The organism is Nodosilinea sp. LEGE 06152 (assembly GCF_015207525.1).
In the GTDB taxonomy this organism is placed as follows: domain Bacteria; phylum Cyanobacteriota; class Cyanobacteriia; order Phormidesmidales; family Phormidesmidaceae; genus Nodosilinea.
The window spans coordinates 247520-264602 of sequence record NZ_JADEWR010000011.1; the positions used below are offsets into that span (position 1 = coordinate 247520).

The following is a 17083-nucleotide window of genomic DNA, read 5'->3' on the forward strand; positions in this document are numbered from 1 at the left end:
ACCTCAGTTGACTTGTGAGGATTTTACCCTGTAGGCGTGGATGGGTAGCGTTCCCTGAGCGAAGTCGAAGGAGGCGCTCCCTGAGCGGAGTCGAAGGGAGTGAGTTGCTGAATTCAAAGGTTGGTGAGTGAGTTGCGCCAGGTTTTAACCAAAGACCGCAGCGGCGTGGGTAGCCAGGGGTCGTATTGAGGGTACACCGGCAAGCGGGGCCGGAGCTGCCAACCAGCGGGGGCGATCGCGTCTCTCAGCGATTCTGGCGTGGGGTGGTCGTAGTCAGGGTTGACTTCATCGATAGGGCTGAGGCCGCCCAGGTCGCGAGCACCCGCCTCTAGGCAAGCCAGCAGCCCAGCCGGGCTAACCAAATTTGGCGGAATTTGAATGGCAATCTCCGGCGGTAGGTGGTCTTTGGCCAGCTGCACGGCCCTGATCAAGGCAAGCTCACTCAGCGCCATACCGGGCTGTAGCTGGCGTTGACCGGGGCTATGGGGCTGCAAAATGACCTCTTGAATATGGCCGTAGTGGTGGTGAATGGTGGCGATCGCCCCCAGCGACTCTACCCAGTCGGCCTCTGTTTCCCCCAGCCCCAGCAGCAGCCCGGTAGTAAAAGGAATGCTCAGTTCGCCTGCCTGAATGAGCTGGTTTAGGCGCACCTCGGGGCGCTTGCTGGGGGCGTGACGGTGCACTGTCTCCAACAGCTTGGGCGTCACCTGCTCCACCATTAGCCCCATCGAGACGTTGACCTCGCGCAGCTGCGCCATCTCGGCTCGATTGAGGGGGCCAGCGTTGGTGTGAGGCAGCAGCCCAGCTTCTAAGGCTAGCTCGCAAATCTGCCGAATGTGGTGCAGCCAGTCGGCGCGGCGGGGGCTGCCAGGGGCGACTTCGCCGCTGAGCACCAGCACCTCACATACGCCTCTCTGACGCAGCAGGGGCAGCTGCTGCGCTAGGTCACTGAGGCTGAGCCAGGGCGATCGCCCCGGTTCAGCTCGAAAGTTGCAGTAGGTGCAGCGGTTAAAGCACTCGTAGGTGGGCACCAGGGTGTGGGCAAAGCTGTAGGTTACCAACCTGGGCGGCTGCACTATCGCCGAGCGCTGACTACTATCCTCTTCAACACCTGTTGCCTGCTCCATAGCCCTGCCGCTGCCCTCACCGCATGTCTAGATCAGCTTAGGCTACCGCTGCAGATGACCTCTACTGGAAAGCCAGCGGCCTTCCAGGCGGCGACCCCGCCGCGCACAATAGCCACCCGTGAAAAGCCGGCGGCCCGCAGCTGCTCGGCTACCGCAGCGGCCTCATCGTCGGTGTTGCTATAAATATAGAGGTCGCGGGTGACCTCAAAGCACTGGGCCGCTGTATCCAGCAGCGAGTCAACGGGAATGGAAATCGCACCCGTGATGTGGCTGTGGTTGAAGTCGTCGCGATCGCGCACGTCGATAATAGTCAGCGCTGGTTCCCCCCAGTCAAGCCGCTCTTTCAGATCGTATACACGCGACTTGGGCCGCAGGGGAGAAGGCTTGGGCAGGAGGCCAAAGAAGCGATTCATGGTGAGGAGGATCCTGAGGAAGGCGTTCCCCTGCAATGTAACAAACCTTAATAGGTCCGGCAAACTTTTGTAGCGGCGTATAGACAAAACTGCCCCTCAACTCGCTCAAATTGATTGAACAAATTCAATCAATTGCCTAAAAAAAAGCTCTGAACGCGATTTTTGCGATTTTTTTGCTGCTGCGATTTTTTAGCAAAGCAATCGAGCATTCTGCCCCACGCTTGATACTTAATCCGAATCGCATAACCCCGGTTGCAAACGAGTGGCCTGCGTAGGGGCAAATGGCGTTTGCCCAGCCCAGTCGGGGTAGCCAAGGCGGATTCAGTATGAGTTGGTTAGCACCGGCAGGGGATTGGTTCTAGTCGCGCCTCCGCCTTTACAACCTCCTCGATCCTTTGTACTGGTCTGGTCTTCTCGCAGTAGCATTGGGAGAGTTGTTCTTGGAGAATGGCCCCCATTCCTGTTGTCGACTCACCCCACACCGACCCCAGCCGCCCCATTCAACCGCTGCCTGGGGAAGTAGTCCACAGCATTGCTGCCGGAGAGGTAATTGACTCGCTGGCCGCAGCGGTGCGCGAACTGGTCGAAAACGCCCTCGATGCTGGGGCCACCCACATTACCGTAGCCCTCTGGCCTGAGCAGGGGCGGGTGCAGGTAGCCGACAACGGCATTGCGATGGGCCTAGACAATCTTCACCAGGCCGCTATTCCCCACAGCACTAGCAAAATTCGCACCCAGGCCGATCTGTGGCAGGTGCAGAGTCTAGGCTTTCGGGGCGAAGCTCTGCACAGCCTGGCCCAGGTGAGCCAGCTGGAGATTTGCAGTCGCCCCTCTGGCAATGAGTCGGGCTGGCGAGTCACCTATTCGGCTCAGGGGGAACCGCTGGCCACAACTCCGGTGGCGATGGCCCCCGGCAGCGTTGTTACCCTAACCAACCTGTTCGATCGCTGGCCCGCCCGTCGCCAACGTCTGCCCGCCATTCCGCGCCAGCTCACCCAGGTGCAGCGGGTGATTCATCACTGTGCTCTGGCCCACCCCACCATTACTTGGACGGCCCAGCTCAACGATCGCCCCTGGCTCGCCCTCACCCCCAGCCCCACCGCTCGGGGGCTGGTGCCGCAAATGGTGCGTGCAATCGCTGAAGTCGATCTGCATGAGGGCTGGCAGGCGGTTCCCTCAACTTCAGACATCGACCTGGCTACAGGAGTTTATGGCCTAATCGGCCTGCCCGATCGCTGCCATCGCCCCCGCCCCGACTGGGTCAAAGTGGCGGTGAACGGGCGACTGGTGACGGTGCCTGAGCTAGAGCAGGGCATTCTGCAAGCCTTTCGCCACACCCTGCCCCGCCACCGCTACCCGCTAGCCTTTGTCCACCTGACCGCCGCCCCCAGCGACATCGACTGGAACCGCCGCCCCGATAAGAGCACCCTCTACCTGCACCAGCTCGATCGCTGGGTGACCCTTTGCCAAAGCCACATTGAGGCTCTTTTAGGCCAGCAGGGGAGCAGTCTGCCCGACGCCAATCAGCAGCAGCGGGTGACGCAGTTGCTCAAGACAGCCGAACCGGGGGGTGCCTACGGCCCAGCGGACGACCTGTCGGCCAGCAGCCTGTCGGACACCCTACCCTACCGCGATCGCCCCGGCCGTCTGCGGGCGATCGCGCAAGTTCACGATCGCTACATTTTGGCCGAGCAAACCGACGGGCTGTGTCTAATCGAGCAGCACATCGCCCACGAGCGGGTGCTCTACGAACGGCTGCAAGATCGGTGGCGGCTGGTACCGCTGACAACGCCAGTGGTATTGGAAGGGCTAACGGAAAAACAGCTGGAGCAATTTCAAAGGCTGGAATTAGCGCCGGAGGAGTTTGGGCCAAATCGCTGGGCGATTCGGCAGGTGCCCGCACCCTTGGGCGATCGCGACGACCTACCCGACGCCCTGCTCGAACTCAGCCTGGGCGGCAACCTGGATACGGCTCAGGTGGCGATCGCCTGCCGCACCGCCATTCGCAACGGCACCCCGATGGATGTCTCTACGATGCAAACTCTGCTGGACGACTGGCAGCAGACCCGCCAGCCCCGCACCTGTCCTCACGGCAGACCCATTTGCCTGACGCTGAGCGAAACCAGTCTGGCCCGCTTCTTCCGGCGCAGCTGGGTGGTGGGCAAAAGCCACGGCATTTGAGGGAGACAGAAACCCGGTTTCTGCTGAGGGAGACAGAAACCCGGTTTCTGCTGGGCAAGCGCCAGGTGTCTGTAGCTGTAAGTAGAGAAACCGGGTTTCTTTAGAGAAACCCGGTTTCTTTGCGCCTATGCAGCAAAGTTGGCTGGATCTTGATCGCGGCGATGGCGGATCGGCAGCGGCTCGGGTTGGGCATCCCCCGCCAGAGCAGCGGTAGTCTCCAGAGCTTCGCGCAGGCGCTTGGCGGCGTAGATCGACATATCGCGGGGCACGTTGATGCGATCGCGCAGGTACCGCAACCCCAGATCTGATCCGGCAGGCGGCTCACACACGTCCCCCGTCATCAAATGCGTCAATGCGCAGCGCAGAGCCGGGTCGATCACCTCTTTAGCCGCCGGATTCACCTTCACAATGTTCTGCCAATGCTTCACTACGCGAGCTAGCGCCTCCACCCGCGCGGTCTCTGGCTCGGGGTAAGCCACATCGGGTAGACCAAACCAGGGACCGCGATCTACCTGGGCCTGGTTCTGGCGCGTCTGGGGCAAATCATTCTCGTAGCAGCCGCCCATCTGCGGCGGCAGGTCGTGCACGTGGGTGTGAAAATCGCTCTGGGTGCCGCGATAGGTAGGGCGGCTCTCTAGCCCATCAAACCAGGCTCCCAGGCGTGGATTCTCTTCGCGCAGCGAGTAGCCTTTGTAGTAATACAGGCTGGCATTCATGCGCTCCACGTAGGGCACAAACACAATGTCGGCGGTGCTAAACTCCGGCAAAAAGAATGGCCCAGGGGTGCTGGCCAGGGCCTGCTCTACCCGCTGCACCACACCCACAAACTGGTCGCCCGCCCGCTGGTCTGCCCCAGGCGATTCCGGAACGGATCGCTCCGCGAATCGCGCGGGCTGACACAGCCACATACACCAGGCCCGAAACAACAGCCGCTCTAGCTGGCGCAGGGGCACCACCTGCGGGTCTTTCATGCCCCAAACCAAAGGGCCAAAAGCATTTTCTAGCGCCAGCAAAATGTCGTCGCTCTCGGTAATCATCCGCCCGTCTAGCTCCAGGGCTGGCAGCATTCCCGAGGGCACCTTGCGCTTGTACCAGGCCTCCTTTTCGCCGTAGCAAAACATGGTGACCTTTTCGATTCGGTAGGGCACCTGCTTTTCTTCTAGCCACAGCCACACTTTTTGGCAGTAGGGACACCAGGCGTGGTTGTCGCGGTAGAGGGTTACCCGCACAGCGCTTTCGGGCTGGCCAAACAGCCGCAGTCGAGACTGGGCGTTGGTAGGGCCATTGACGTAGTCGATCGAGAAATCGGCCAGCTCTTCTAAGGCTGACCAGCTTAGGGGGGCAGAGGTCATAGGAGGGGAGGTTTAGGGTTCACGGTTTAAGGTTCAAGACAATTCCTTAAACCTCACACCCTGTACCTTAAACCCTTTCTAAGCCTTATTGTTCTCGATCGCCCAGCGCGCCAGTTCGGTGCGGTTGTTGAGGCCGGTCTTGCCCAGCATGTTGCTGACGTGGCTCTCAATGGTGCGCTGGCTAACCTGAAGCTCGTTGGCGATTTCGCGGTTGGCCATACCCCGAGCCACAAACTGCACCACCCGCAGCTCGGTTGGGGTCAGCTCCACGTCAAACGGCACCTGAATGGCCGGGCTGCCGCCACCTTTGATCTGCTGCTTGATCAACCGCGACGCCTGCTTCAGCGAAGACTCGACCTGAGCCACCAGTTCTTCTGGCTCAAAGGGTTTGACCATGTAGACATCGGCACCAGTGTTTAAACCCTTGACCCGGTCCTGGCTCTGCCCTTTGGCCGACAAAAATAGAATTGGAATCCACTCGGTAGCCGGGTTTTCGCGTACGTTGCGCACAAAGGCATGCCCATCCATTTCGGGCATCATGACATCACAGATGATCATGTCTGGAATAGTGTCTTCCAGCATGTCGAGCGCTTCTCGACCGTTGCCCGCTGTTTTAACTTCATAGCCTCGGAACTCCAGATAGTCCTTGACTAACAAAATCAAGTTGGGGTCGTCGTCAATTAACAGAAGCTGCTTCTGGTCACCGGGATTGGAATCCTTCATGCTCTGACAATCACTGCGATTAGTCTGCCGTTAAAACCTAAGTATGCCCCTGGAGCAAAGTATGCCCTCAATAGCTCCGTATAATCACACTGGTGAGGCAGCACCTACTCTTTTAAGCTGCGCCCTCCTGGGGTGAATCAAAGCCTTGCTCCTACTGCTGATGATACTTCAACAAACTCACATCAGTGTGGATGCTCTAGGACCAGCTCTGAGGCGATCGCACCCAGCCGCCCGGTTTAGCCCAAAAAGCACCCTTCAAATCTCCTCCTGCCGTCTTTCCACACAAACGGTCGCCCTGAAAATTAGGACGACCGCTTGCAACGCTAGCTCAACGGTTCTTGGGAGAATGAGGCCAGTCAATCACCACCCCAGAGCCTTGAGAAAGACCTGAGCCTGCCTAGCTGTAGAGAACTACATGGGCAGCAGCACCGAGTCAATAACGTGGATAACGCCATTGCTAGCTTCGATATCGGTAGCTACAACGTTCGCTTCGTTGATAGTGACCGCTTCCTCGCTCACCACCACCGTAATAGGAGCACCGGCCAGGGTATCGACTTCCCCAGAGGCCAGATCGGTCGAGAGCACTTCACCATCCAAGACGTGATAGCTCAAAATTTGGGCTAGCTGGTCGCGGTTCTCAGGCAGCAGCAGGGTGTCGAGAGTACCCTCGGGCAGTGCCTCAAACGCTTCATCAGTGGGGGCAAAGACGGTTACAGAGAGTTCCGGGTTGCTCAGGGCTTCGGTCAAGCCAGCCGCTTCAATTGCAGCGGTCAAAATTTCGAAGTTTTCGTCACCAGCCGCAATTTCTGCGATCGACTGCTCTGTAGCGGCCGTAGGCTGCTCGACCTCGGTCAGCTCCTCAGCACCAGGTTGGCCAACCTCAGTGGGCTCTTCAGCCGCAGCGGGCTCCTCAACTTGAGACATATGGGTATCGGAGACAGCCTGCTGAGGAAAGGCGGTGACAGCCAGGGGGGCAGCGCCAAACAGCAGTAGACCGAGTGCAATACGCAGAGTGTTCGGAGTCATGTGGAGTTACGTCCTAACAGGGTTTGAAACTAACTGGCAAAACAACTTTACATTGCTTAACCAGACCTGAAGAGTTGTAACACGGAGGAAAGAGGCGACTATCTATCCAAAGATAGAACCCATTCGTTCCCCAAATTGTCAAAAATGAATTTTTTACAGCCAAATAAATAGCAGGTAGGGTAAGTAAACCTGCAAGCCCAGCAGCCCAAAACCAGATTTAACACCCCCTGCCGCCCCCAGGCTGCAGTCAGCCTATTTCAAAATCAGCCCCGTAAAGAATGGTGAACGTGGCTGACATTACAGGGCATGAAATTATGGATGGCCATTGCGTTTAGGACATCGGCCGCCTTCAATGGCAAACGCTGGGACAGCACCATGGCGTATAGCCATTGCCTCAGAGGGTACATGGAATGTTCTAATCGTTCTGGCGATGGCTATAGTTTTTAGCTCTACTCGTTGCGCTGGGTAGCGTTCTGTTCGCGCCCCGGAACAGCTTCCATCGCCGCCAGCACCGCCTGCTGAGCGGCCAGAATGTCGCGTTCTTCGCCTCCCAGGTAGAGTCGACCGAAACTGCCCACTGAACTAATTTGCAGGATGTTGATCAGGGCGGCTTTTTCGGCTTCGTTGGCCGCTAGAGAGGCGTAGGCCGCAGGCTCCACCTCAAACACGTAGAGGGTTTGACCCGCAACGATCATATTGCCCCGGCGAGTGCGATTGATGAGCTGCACGTGGTGCGAGTCTAGGTTGCGAATAACTTGACTGGAGATGATGCGAGGCTTGAGCCGCTCGCGATAGGAAGATACCCCCAGAGCCGAAAGCATGGCCCCGCCTGCGGCATGCACTTCACCCTGGTTGCTAGCGTGAATTTCAAGCAGTCCGTAGAGGCGTTCCACAATTAGCGTGCCCGGGCGCACTACTGCCGCTTTGAGACCAATGTCGAGAATGCGGTTGATCTCAATGCCGGGGGAGATTTCTATCCAAAGGGATGCATCGCCCGGCAGCGGCAAAAACCCCAGCGATACAGTGCCCATGTAGGCCGCATGCTGGGGCTGAAGATTATCGATGTAAACATAGCTGCGAAGATCGACTCCCAAACCCGGTATCCCTCTTTCCTTCCCTGGTAGTATACCGGGCTGGGGAATAACTTGATGTTGCGGTCTAAGGCTACCCTGGAGCGGAGCGCACCAGCCTAAGCAGCGATAGGCTAGGGCTAAAACTTAGAGCCAAACCCAACTGATGTAGTGCCCATGGCATCGTAAACGGTGAGTCCAAGGGGCAGGTTAAGCTCTCCAGACTCGTCTACCAAGTCGTTGAGGAAGGGCATTTGCAGCGACTCGGCCAGTTCGCCAATGCCGCCGCCCTCCTGGGGGCCAACCCGCTGGCCCACTTCGCCAGCCAGGCGATCGAGGCTGTCTTGGCTGTGACTTTCAACCGCCAAAGCATCGGCCATAGTCATAGGAGTCGTTTGCAGGTCTTGGGGGGCGGCCATGGCCTGTATAGGCGCACCGCAAATACCTATAACGGCTGTCGCCGCGATCCAGTAGGAGTAGTTCATAGTTCGGGTGTGTGAGGGTGAATAATGGCCGACAACCAGGAACTCAAACCCTTGGCCCTGACAGAAAGGCGACGAGTTTTTTTAGGTATAACCCGTCAAGTTAGATCGTCAAAGCAAGCTTAATTTAGGGTTCATGAAGTTTCAGGTTCATGAAGCAGCGTATACAAAGTAACCTGCACGTAACGTGGCCTACATCGGCCCGTCGATGTAGGTTGCCCATCCCTCGGTAGAACTACCAGGGCAAGGCGACGAAAGTTTTGGTTACCTTCGATGGGTTGCCCATTCGGGCAGGGTACTGCTCCTCCGCCTCTAGACGGTGGTGGTTTCGCCGGTTTCAGCGGCAGCGGCAACAGCGACCATGACCTTAACTAGATCAGTTGCCATTTGCCCTGAGGAGATGGGTGAAGGCTGATTTGCGGCGACGCACTGGAGAAAGTGACGGCACATTTCGCCTAGGGGCTCAACCGAGGCGATCGCGATCGCTTCGGTCTGGGACCCCATGGGTACAAAGGGGAACGACTGGGTCTGAAATTGCCCTCGATGTAGGGTTAGCGGGCTCGCTTGAGGGCTTTCGTCGAGCACCAGGGTACCGCGATCGCCCACCAGCGCCAGTCGCCGCTGCTTGTCAGGGTTGGCCCAGCTAACATGAACCATGGCCTCTAGAGGATGGGGGCGATCGCCCCGGTCATAGATCAACCGCAGCCAGCCCGCATCACTCAACCCCGAGGTAAAGTTTTCCTGGGGCTGGGGCTGCAGCCACGCCTGGCCCCAGGCGGCAACGGCGGTGGGCTGCGCCCCTAGCCAGTGGTTGAGAATTGAAATATCGTGAATGGCCAAATCCCAAAAGGCATCGGCATCGGGACGCACAGGGCCGAGATTGGTGCGGGCCGCGTAGCCGTAGCGCAGCGTGCCCAGTTCTGGGCAGAGGTCCCGCCCGCGCTGCACCGCCGGGTGGAACAGGTAGGTGTGGTCAACCATCAGCTGTCGCCGCTGGGCTACCGCTAGCTGGCTCAGGGCGGCACTGGTTCCGTGCTCTAAGGTGAGGGGTTTTTCGCTCAGCACGTGCAGCCCTTGCTCTAGGGCGGCTTTAATCATAGGGTAGTGGGTGCTGGCGGGGGTAGCAATTACCGCTGCCTCCAGCCCCAGATGGGCGATGGCCTCAGTCCAGGTGTCGTAGCAGGCCACGCTGCCCGCCAAACTAAAGCGATCGCACAGGTCGTGCAGCCGCTGGCGATCGGGATCTACCAGGGCTACCACCCTGGCTTCGGGCAGCGCGAGAAAGTTGCGCAGCAGGTGGGTACCCCAGCGGCCCAGGCCAAAAATAGCCAGCTTGAGGGGAGCTAGACCGGGGGCAGATCGATCAGGGCGAACCAGAGGGTTGGTCATGGATAAGGGTTTGGCGAAGGCGATCGTAGGCGGCGGCGGCCGCCGCCTGCTCGGCCTGCTTTTTGGTGGGGCCGTAGCCAGTTCCCCAACAGGTTTCCCGAAACCAGACAGTTGATTGATACCGCTGGGGGTCGCCGTCTACGGGGCGCTGCTCGGCGGTGCGGTAAGTGGGCAGGGCTTTGCTGTGGGCCTGGGTAAGTTCTTGCAGGGCAACTTTGTAGTTTTGCCTGGCCGGGTCTTGGTGCACCGCGATCGCCCTTTGACGTAGCGAGTCGTCTAGCCAGGCTCGCACCAGCTTCAGATCGTGGGTTTCTAGATACAGCACGGCGACTACGGCTTCTAGGGCATCAGCCAGGTGAGTGGGGCCAGCGTTCATGCCGGGGCCAAGAAGCAGGTAGGGGGATAGCCCCAGATCCTGGGCCAGTTGAGCCAAGCTGCGATCGCTAACCAGCACCGACCGGAGCGCCGACAGTTCGCCCACCGAGGCGTTAGGAAAGCTCTCCTGCAGACATTCTGTCGCCGCTAAACGCAGTACCGCGTCCCCCAGCAGCTCAAGCTGTTCATAGTTGTGGCGAGCATCCGCCGACTTGTGGGTCAGCGCCTGGTTCAGATAAGTCAAATCAGGGCTGGCGGGCAATCCCAGCTTTTGCACACAGCGCTCAAGCTGCCGTTGCCGCGACAATGGTAGTTCAGTCACGACTCGTAGAGCGAGTAGAGGGGAAGGAGGTAGACATAAGCCGGGTTCTGTTCCCCCGTTACCGGGGGGGCGGTTATCTATCTGGGACGTTTGTTGCCAAACGCCTCTTGCGGCACTCAACGACGGGGCCGGAAAAAGACCAACCTTGCCCCTTGACCTTGCACCCGACCGGGGTTTACCGAGCCAGCACCTCTCGACGCTGCTGGTGCGCTCTTACCGCACCCTTGCACCCTTACCTGTGCCCTAAAGTCATTGACCTAGGGCCATCGGCGGTATGTTTCTGTGGCACTTTCCTCACGGTCGCCCGCACTGGGCGTTACCCAGCAAGTCTGGTCTTTCGGGAGCCCGGACTTTCCTCAGACTGGTAAACACCAGTCCGCAACCGCCTGCGCTACCTCCCTCTTATCTCTAGTTTAAACCCCAGGGTCAAGAAAGCTGCGGTTAGAGGAAGCGTGGCGAGCAACCTTTTGCTTCGCCCCATCAATCCTGCGCTTCTACTGGGCCGAAGCAAAGCAAGGGCGAATCCGCTATTCCCGATCAATCCTTGGTCTGCCGTCACGCCTGGTCCTCATCGCCTCAACGCTGTAACGCTAGAAAACACAAAGCCCCGGCGGAGCTAGCTCCGCCGGGGCTTGAGGGCGATCGCCCTAGAGATCGGTTTGATCGTCAATCAGCAGGTCATCGTCGTCTAGATCAGAGCCGTTGCCGAGGGCCGTCAGGTCACCGTTGCCCGCCGCACCACGCGTACCGCCATCATCCAAGGACATACCGCCGATCATCTCGTCGTCATTGAGCATGCTGAGGTTGCCCTCCAGATCGTAGCTGCGGGCGGTGAAGTCATCCAACACCACGTCCTGCAGCACCATGTCGTCGTCCAAAATAGCCGACTCATAGGCCGAGTCAAGCTCTGGAGACGGGGTTTCCTCGTAGGCGTTGTACCCGGTACCGGCCGGAATTAAGCGTCCGATAATGACGTTTTCCTTCAGGCCGCGCAGCCAGTCAGACTTGCCCTCGATCGCCGCCTCGGTCAGGACCCGAGTAGTCTCCTGGAAACTAGCCGCCGAGATAAAGCTGTCGGTATTCAGCGAGGCCTTAGTGATACCCAGCAGCACCGGGGTATATTCCGCCGGAGCACCGCCGGTAATGGCCATCGCTTCATTCACCTGCTCCACCTGGTAGATCTCGACCAGTTCACCCGGCAGCATTGTGGTATCACCACCGTCATCAATGCGGCACTTCGACGACATCTGCCGCACAATCACCTCGGTGTGCTTGTCAGAGATATCAATCCCCTGGGACTGATACACCGACTGCACTTCGTTCACCAAGAACGACTGCACCTTCTCTAACGCTCCCAAAGCGGCATCGTGAATACCCATACCCTGGCTGAGGTTGTACTTAAAGAACACCTCCAGAATCTGGTGCGGGTTAGCCGGGCCGTCGGTCAGGTGCTCAGCGGTGCTAACCCGCTGGCCATCGGACACCAGCACGTTTTGCCCAGGGCTAATCGGGTACTCCGTGACCACGCCGTCGTCTTCGATGATTTTGACCTCTACGGTTTCGTCATCGCTATAGACAACCTGGGCATTGCCAGGGCGCTCGGACAATACACAGGCTTCCTTCGGCTTGCGGGCCTCTAGCAGCTCTTCAATTCGGGGTAAACCCTGAATGATGTCGCCGGTCTTGGCCCGTTCAAACACCAGCAGCACCAGGTTGTCGCCCCGCTGTACCAGGTCGCCATCTTCAATGTGCAGAACCGCGCCGGTAGATACCCGGTAGGGGCGAGCCAGCCGTAGGGACACCTGACTACCCTCAATGGCGGTAACTTCTCCTGATTCTTCGTAGCTGACGCCCGGAGCCAACTCAGTATTGGCCACCACGAGGTCGCCCACCTTTACAGTAGGAGCTTGGCCCTGGAGATCTACTTTGACCCGGTCGGCCTCTCGAACCACCAGCACTCGGCGAATGGCTTCTTGTCCCTCGCGAATACCGCGCACTTCCCCCGATTCTTTACAGCGAATCTCAGTGCGGGCTACCACCGCTCCCGGCTCAATCTGCTGGCCGTCTTCCACCAGCAGGCGGGTCACGGTTTTACCCTGGGTTTGGTCAGCCACGACATCGCGACGAATCACCTGAGTTTCAAGCACCACCATCTGCAGGCGCATCAGGTCGGCATCTTGATCATCGGGCACCAGCTCAATGTCGGCGACCACGTGGGGTGACTCGTCTTCAATGTCGAGCACCAGCTGAGTGCGCAGTAGCTCAACCCCATCCACCGACTTCACCCGCTCCCCGTCTTTGAAGGGAATGCGCTGAACGGCGCGCAGTTTGATCGAACCAGCGGCATCGGCAGCACTGTCCTGGCTGGGCACAGCGGGCTCGCTAGGAACGACGTACTCCTCCACCGGGCGCAGCAGCAGAGCAGGGCCGTCGGGAGTTTCGACATACTCTACGTAGCGCAGCGCGTCAGCCACCAGGCCCGGCATGACCTCTTCGCCAGCGTTGACCAGGGTGCCATCGCGATCCATCACGTCCTCGGGCGCATCCACCATGTGAATTTCGCCGGGTTTGACCAGAATCTCGCGCAGAATGTCGTTCTTCTGAGTCACTTCGACCACGCCGCTGTTTTGACAGAAGATGTCTTTGACGACCTCAGTTCCCGCTTCCAGGTACTGACCGTCTTCTACCATCAACAGCGAGATGTCTTTATTGACCTCGTGGGCTTCCTCAGGAATCCACAGGAGGGTGCCACCCTGCACCACTTCGTAGCCCTGCTTACCTTTGCCCTTCTTGGCTACGTCGACGCCAGAGAATTTGACGATGCCGCCCGTTTGGGTGTGGAAGCGATCGTCTTCGAGTTCAGCGATCACCTGGCCGCTGGTGACCTTGGCCCCAGGGGTGGCAATTAGGGAGAAGCGCTGACCGTGGGCGGTCTCAATGAAGTAGTGCTCGCGGCCCTGGCCGTGCTCTTTGCGAACCTGAGCCTGGTCTAGCATCACCGAGGCGGTGATGATTTCGACCTCACGGGTGCCCTTCTCGTCGTCAGCTTCGGGCAGGCGCACCAGACCGCCTCGCTCAGTGGTGAGCTTGGTTTCAGCCAGGGTGTCGTCGGCGTTGACGTAGTCGCCGTTGCGCACCACGGGTTCAGCGCTGGGGGGCAGGTTATAGACGTCGCCGGCCAGCACCCAAAGCAGACCACCCCGCTGGGCTAGGCGAGTAGTGTTGCCCTGACGGTCGGTTTTTTCTTCCTGGACGAGGCCAGCAAATTTCACTTCCCCAGCCAGATCAGAGGTCACGTCCTTGGTAGCTTTCTCAGTCACCTTGCGGGTGCGTCCGGCGGAGGGCAGCTCGGCTAGCAGCTGCTCTTTTTGCACCGTCTCGCCATCGCTGACAAACAAAATCGTGCCCTGAGGCAGAGACTCGGTTTTGTTTTTACCCGTGCCTTCAATCACAATGTCGGCGTTTGCCTCCAGCATGAGGGCTTCTTCGCCGTAGCGGGTGCGGAAGGCGCGGGTCTTGAGGTTTTTGGGCAGCTTCACGGTGCCGTCTTTGGTGGCCCGAATCCGGGGTGCCACTTCACCTGTGAAGGTACCACCCGTGTGGAAGGTCCGCATGGTCATCTGAGTGCCGGGCTCGCCGATAGACTGGGCGGCAATGATGCCCACGGCTTCGCCCAAATCGACCATTTCTGAGTGAGCCAGGCTCCAGCCGTAGCAGAGGCGGCAGACAGAACGGGTCGCCTCACAGGTAAGGGGCGATCGCACCACTACCCCTTCAACCCCAGCCTCAGCCAGCATTTCGGCAGTTTCGGGAGAAACGGGGTGGTCTTTCTCCAGCAGCACCTCACCGCTTTGGGGATGCACGACATCTTCAGCCACCACCCGGCCCAGCAGGCGGTTTTCCAAAGGAATCAGCACCCGCTCACCGTCGGTCATACTGCGCAAGGGAATACCCCGCTCAGTGCCGCAGTCGTGCTCACGAATGATCACGTCCTGGGATACGTCGACGAGACGGCGGGTCAGGTAGCCCGAGTCCGCCGTCCGTAGGGCGGTATCCACCAGACCCTTACGGGCACCGTAGGAGGAAATCACGTACTCGGTAACGGTCAACCCCTCCCGGAAGTTGGTCTTGATAGGCAGGTCGATGATCTCCCCCTGGGGGTTAGCCATCAGACCCCGCATGCCCACCAGCTGGCGCACCTGGGAGATGTTCCCCCGAGCCCCAGAGAAGGCCATCATGTACACCGAGTTGAGCGGGTTATTTTCTTTGAAGTTTTTGACCACCTGGTCTTTCAGCTCTTCGCTGGTGTCGTTCCAGGTGTCGATTACCTTGGTCAGACGCTCCACTTCGGTAATTTCGCCGCGGGTGTAGCGCTCTTCGGTAACGCGAATGTCTTCTTCGGCAGCCGCTAGCATGCCCTTCTTCTCCTGCGGTACCTGGAGGTCTTCCACGCTAATGGAAACCCCGGCCCGGGTAGCGTACTTAAAGCCCAGCTCCTTAATGCGGTCGGCCATCTGAGAGGTACGCGCGGTGCCGTGCTGGGTGAACGACCAGGCGATCAGCTTCTTGAGCTGCTTTTTGTCAATAATACGGTTCCGAAAAATCAGAGACGATTGAGGTGCCCCTTGCTCAGCCATAGGTTTTGCCCTTTGTAATGTGCCTGTGATGTTCGTGCTGTGGTGGTGTGGTGGCCCCTAGCCCGCGATCGCGTCGAGCACCGCCTTGTTGTAGATAATGCGGCCCGGTGTGGTCTTAATGTACTGAGAGATCAAGCTGCCCTCGCTGTCTAGACGCACGCGGCGATCGGGGTAGATCTCCGTGATGGTGCCATCCTCAGACTCCATTCGCTCAGGAGCAGTCGACTTGGGCTGGTCAGATTCAACCTCCCCATCAAACCGCAGCCATACCTTGGCATGGAGATCAATCAGCCCCTGCTCAAACGCCATAATGGCGTCCTCCATGCTGGCGAAGTAGTGGCCTTCACCCTTGGTAGCGTCGGGGTTTTCCGCCGTCAGGTAGTAGCAGCCCAACACCATATCCTGAGAAGGCGTAATGATCGGCTGCCCCGTTGCGGGCGAGAGCACGTTGTTGGAGGCCAGCATCAGCAGACGAGCTTCCGACTGGGCCTCTAGCGATAGGGGCACGTGCACGGCCATCTGGTCACCGTCAAAGTCGGCGTTAAAGGCCGGGCACACCAGCGGGTGCAGCTGAATCGCGCGCCCTTCCACCAGAATCGGCTCAAAGGCTTGAATACCCAGGCGGTGCAGGGTCGGAGCCCGGTTTAGCATGACGGGGTGGCTTTCGATCACCTCCTCCAGCACGTCCCATACGCTGGGGTCGTTGTGCTGAATCAGCTTCTTAGCCGCCTTGATGTTGTTGACCAAACCCTGACGAATCAGCCGATGGATGACAAAGGGCTGAAATAGCTCGATCGCCATCTCCCGGGGCAGCCCGCACTGGTGAATTTGCAGCTTGGGGCCGACCACGATCACAGAACGGCCCGAGTAGTCTACCCGCTTGCCCAGGAGGTTTTGCCGGAAACGTCCCTGCTTACCCTCAATGATGTCAGAGAGGGATTTCAGCGGCCGATTGTTGGCCCCAACCACCGTGCGGCCCCGACGACCGTTGTCGATCAGGGCATCTACGGCCTCCTGCAGCATCCGCTTTTCGTTGCGGACAATGATTTCTGGAGCCAGAATCTCTTGCAGGCGAGCCAGTCGATTGTTGCGGTTGATTACCCGGCGGTAGAGGTCGTTGAGGTCAGAGGTCGCAAAGCGCCCCCCGTCGAGCTGCACCATCGGCCGCAGGTCGGGCGGAATCACCGGGATCACATCCAGCACCATCCACTCGGTCTTGGAGCCAGTGGCGATGAAGTTGTCAATCACCCGCAGGCGCTTGATCAGCTTGGCCCGCTTCTGGCCTTTGGAGTTGGCAATGTCCTCCCGCAGCTTTTCCGCCGTGGTCTCTAGCTCCAGGTCCTCCAGCAGGCGCTGTAGGGCTTCGGCCCCAATGCCAACCTCAACGCCAGACAACTCGGTTTCTTCGTCGTAGAGCTGGTCTTCGATCTCAATCCACTGGTCCTCAGTCAGCAGCTGCTTGTAGCTGAGGTTGTCAGCGTTGCCGGGGTCAAGCACCACGTAGGCATTGAAGTAGACGATCTGCTCTACATCGCGCAGGGGCATGTCGAGCAAAATAGCGATATAGCTGGGGATCCCCTTCAGGTACCACACGTGGGCCACCGGGGCGGCCAGCTTGATGTAGCCCATCCGGTGACGGCGCACCCGCGACTCGGTCACCTCCACGCCGCAGCGCTCGCACACAATACCCCGGTGGCGCACCCGCTTGTACTTACCACAGTGGCACTCCCAGTCTTTAGCGGGGCCAAAGATGCGCTCGCAGAATAGCCCGTCCATCTCAGGCTTAAGGGTGCGGTAGTTAATCGTTTCGGGCTTGGTCACTTCGCCCACGATTTGCCCGTTTGGCAGGGTGCGCTCTCCCCACTGGCGAATCCGTTCTGGGGAGGCGAGGCCGATTTTGACGTAGTCAAACCGTTGTTCTAACTTGGCCATGCTGGGTGTTTTCCTTGAAAGGGCGCTTGGTCTAGGGTATGGCGGGTAACGTCT

General features: G+C 59.0%; 10 protein-coding genes, 1 other RNA gene and 1 pseudogene. 1 reads left to right on the forward strand and 11 read right to left on the reverse strand.

Annotated features, from left to right (window positions below; all coding sequences use genetic code 11):
* Positions 1 to 113 precede the first annotated feature (113 nt).
* Entirely contained in the window at positions 114 to 1127 is a 1014-nt protein-coding gene (gene cofG / locus IQ265_RS16565) for a 7,8-didemethyl-8-hydroxy-5-deazariboflavin synthase subunit CofG (RefSeq protein WP_194055586.1), read from the reverse strand.
* 32 nt (positions 1128 to 1159) lie between these two features.
* A complete protein-coding gene (locus tag IQ265_RS16570; RefSeq protein WP_194055587.1) occupies positions 1160 to 1540 on the reverse strand; it encodes a rhodanese-like domain-containing protein in 381 nt (126 codons plus the stop codon).
* Positions 1541 to 1987: 447 nt separating this feature from the next.
* On the opposite strand from IQ265_RS16570, the gene mutL reads away from it, so the two are divergent.
* A complete protein-coding gene (mutL, locus tag IQ265_RS16575) occupies positions 1988 to 3721 on the forward strand; it encodes a DNA mismatch repair endonuclease MutL (RefSeq protein ID WP_194055588.1) in 1734 nt (577 codons plus the stop codon).
* A gap of 125 nt (positions 3722 to 3846) precedes the next feature.
* On the opposite strand, the gene IQ265_RS16580 is transcribed toward mutL, so the two are convergent.
* The 9 genes and pseudogenes from IQ265_RS16580 to IQ265_RS16620 all read right to left on the reverse strand — a co-directional run bounded on the left by IQ265_RS16580 (position 3847) and on the right by IQ265_RS16620 (position 17029).
* Positions 3847 to 5073 (reverse strand): glutathione S-transferase family protein, encoded by a 1227-nt coding sequence (locus IQ265_RS16580; protein ID WP_194055589.1) that lies wholly within the window; start codon positions 5071 to 5073, stop codon positions 3847 to 3849.
* A 78-nt stretch (positions 5074 to 5151) separates the two neighbouring features.
* Positions 5152 to 5796 (reverse strand): response regulator transcription factor, encoded by a 645-nt coding sequence (locus IQ265_RS16585; RefSeq protein ID WP_194055590.1) that lies wholly within the window; start codon positions 5794 to 5796, stop codon positions 5152 to 5154.
* Between the two features lie 411 nt (positions 5797 to 6207).
* Positions 6208 to 6822: a fasciclin domain-containing protein gene (locus IQ265_RS16590; RefSeq protein WP_228037983.1), complete on the reverse strand. Its 615-nt coding sequence runs from the start codon at positions 6820 to 6822 to the stop codon at positions 6208 to 6210.
* Positions 6823 to 7271: 449 nt separating this feature from the next.
* Entirely contained in the window at positions 7272 to 7916 is a 645-nt protein-coding gene (locus IQ265_RS16595; RefSeq protein ID WP_194055591.1) for a hypothetical protein, read from the reverse strand.
* A 116-nt stretch (positions 7917 to 8032) separates the two neighbouring features.
* Entirely contained in the window at positions 8033 to 8377 is a 345-nt protein-coding gene (locus IQ265_RS16600) for a hypothetical protein (RefSeq protein ID WP_194055592.1), read from the reverse strand.
* 309 nt (positions 8378 to 8686) lie between these two features.
* Positions 8687 to 9763, reverse strand: coding sequence for a Gfo/Idh/MocA family oxidoreductase (locus tag IQ265_RS16605; RefSeq protein WP_194055593.1), 1077 nt, complete (start codon positions 9761 to 9763; stop codon positions 8687 to 8689).
* Positions 9738 to 10460 (reverse strand): ribonuclease III, encoded by a 723-nt coding sequence (gene rnc, locus IQ265_RS16610; RefSeq protein WP_194055595.1) that lies wholly within the window; start codon positions 10458 to 10460, stop codon positions 9738 to 9740. The genes IQ265_RS16605 and rnc overlap by 26 nt, the downstream gene beginning before the upstream one ends.
* Positions 10461 to 10481: 21 nt before the next feature.
* Positions 10482 to 10859: RNase P RNA component class A (gene rnpB, locus IQ265_RS16615), an RNA gene on the reverse strand.
* A 248-nt stretch (positions 10860 to 11107) separates the two neighbouring features.
* Positions 11108 to 17029, reverse strand: a pseudogene (locus IQ265_RS16620) (DNA-directed RNA polymerase subunit beta').
* Positions 17030 to 17083 lie beyond the last annotated feature (54 nt).

What these genes read in the sequence shown, in the direction of transcription:
- cofG (WP_194055586.1), bottom strand. Translation starts at nt 1,127, where the DNA reads ATGGAGCAGGCAACAGGTGTTGAAGAGGATAGTAGTCAGCGCTCGGCG.
- IQ265_RS16570 (WP_194055587.1), bottom strand. Translation starts at nt 1,540, where the DNA reads ATGAATCGCTTCTTTGGCCTCCTGCCCAAGCCTTCTCCCCTGCGGCCC.
- mutL (WP_194055588.1), top strand. Translation starts at nt 1,988, where the DNA reads ATGGCCCCCATTCCTGTTGTCGACTCACCCCACACCGACCCCAGCCGC.
- IQ265_RS16580 (WP_194055589.1), bottom strand. Translation starts at nt 5,073, where the DNA reads ATGACCTCTGCCCCCCTAAGCTGGTCAGCCTTAGAAGAGCTGGCCGAT.
- IQ265_RS16585 (WP_194055590.1), bottom strand. Translation starts at nt 5,796, where the DNA reads ATGAAGGATTCCAATCCCGGTGACCAGAAGCAGCTTCTGTTAATTGAC.
- IQ265_RS16590 (WP_228037983.1), bottom strand. Translation starts at nt 6,822, where the DNA reads ATGACTCCGAACACTCTGCGTATTGCACTCGGTCTACTGCTGTTTGGC.
- IQ265_RS16600 (WP_194055592.1), bottom strand. Translation starts at nt 8,377, where the DNA reads ATGAACTACTCCTACTGGATCGCGGCGACAGCCGTTATAGGTATTTGC.
- IQ265_RS16605 (WP_194055593.1), bottom strand. Translation starts at nt 9,763, where the DNA reads ATGACCAACCCTCTGGTTCGCCCTGATCGATCTGCCCCCGGTCTAGCT.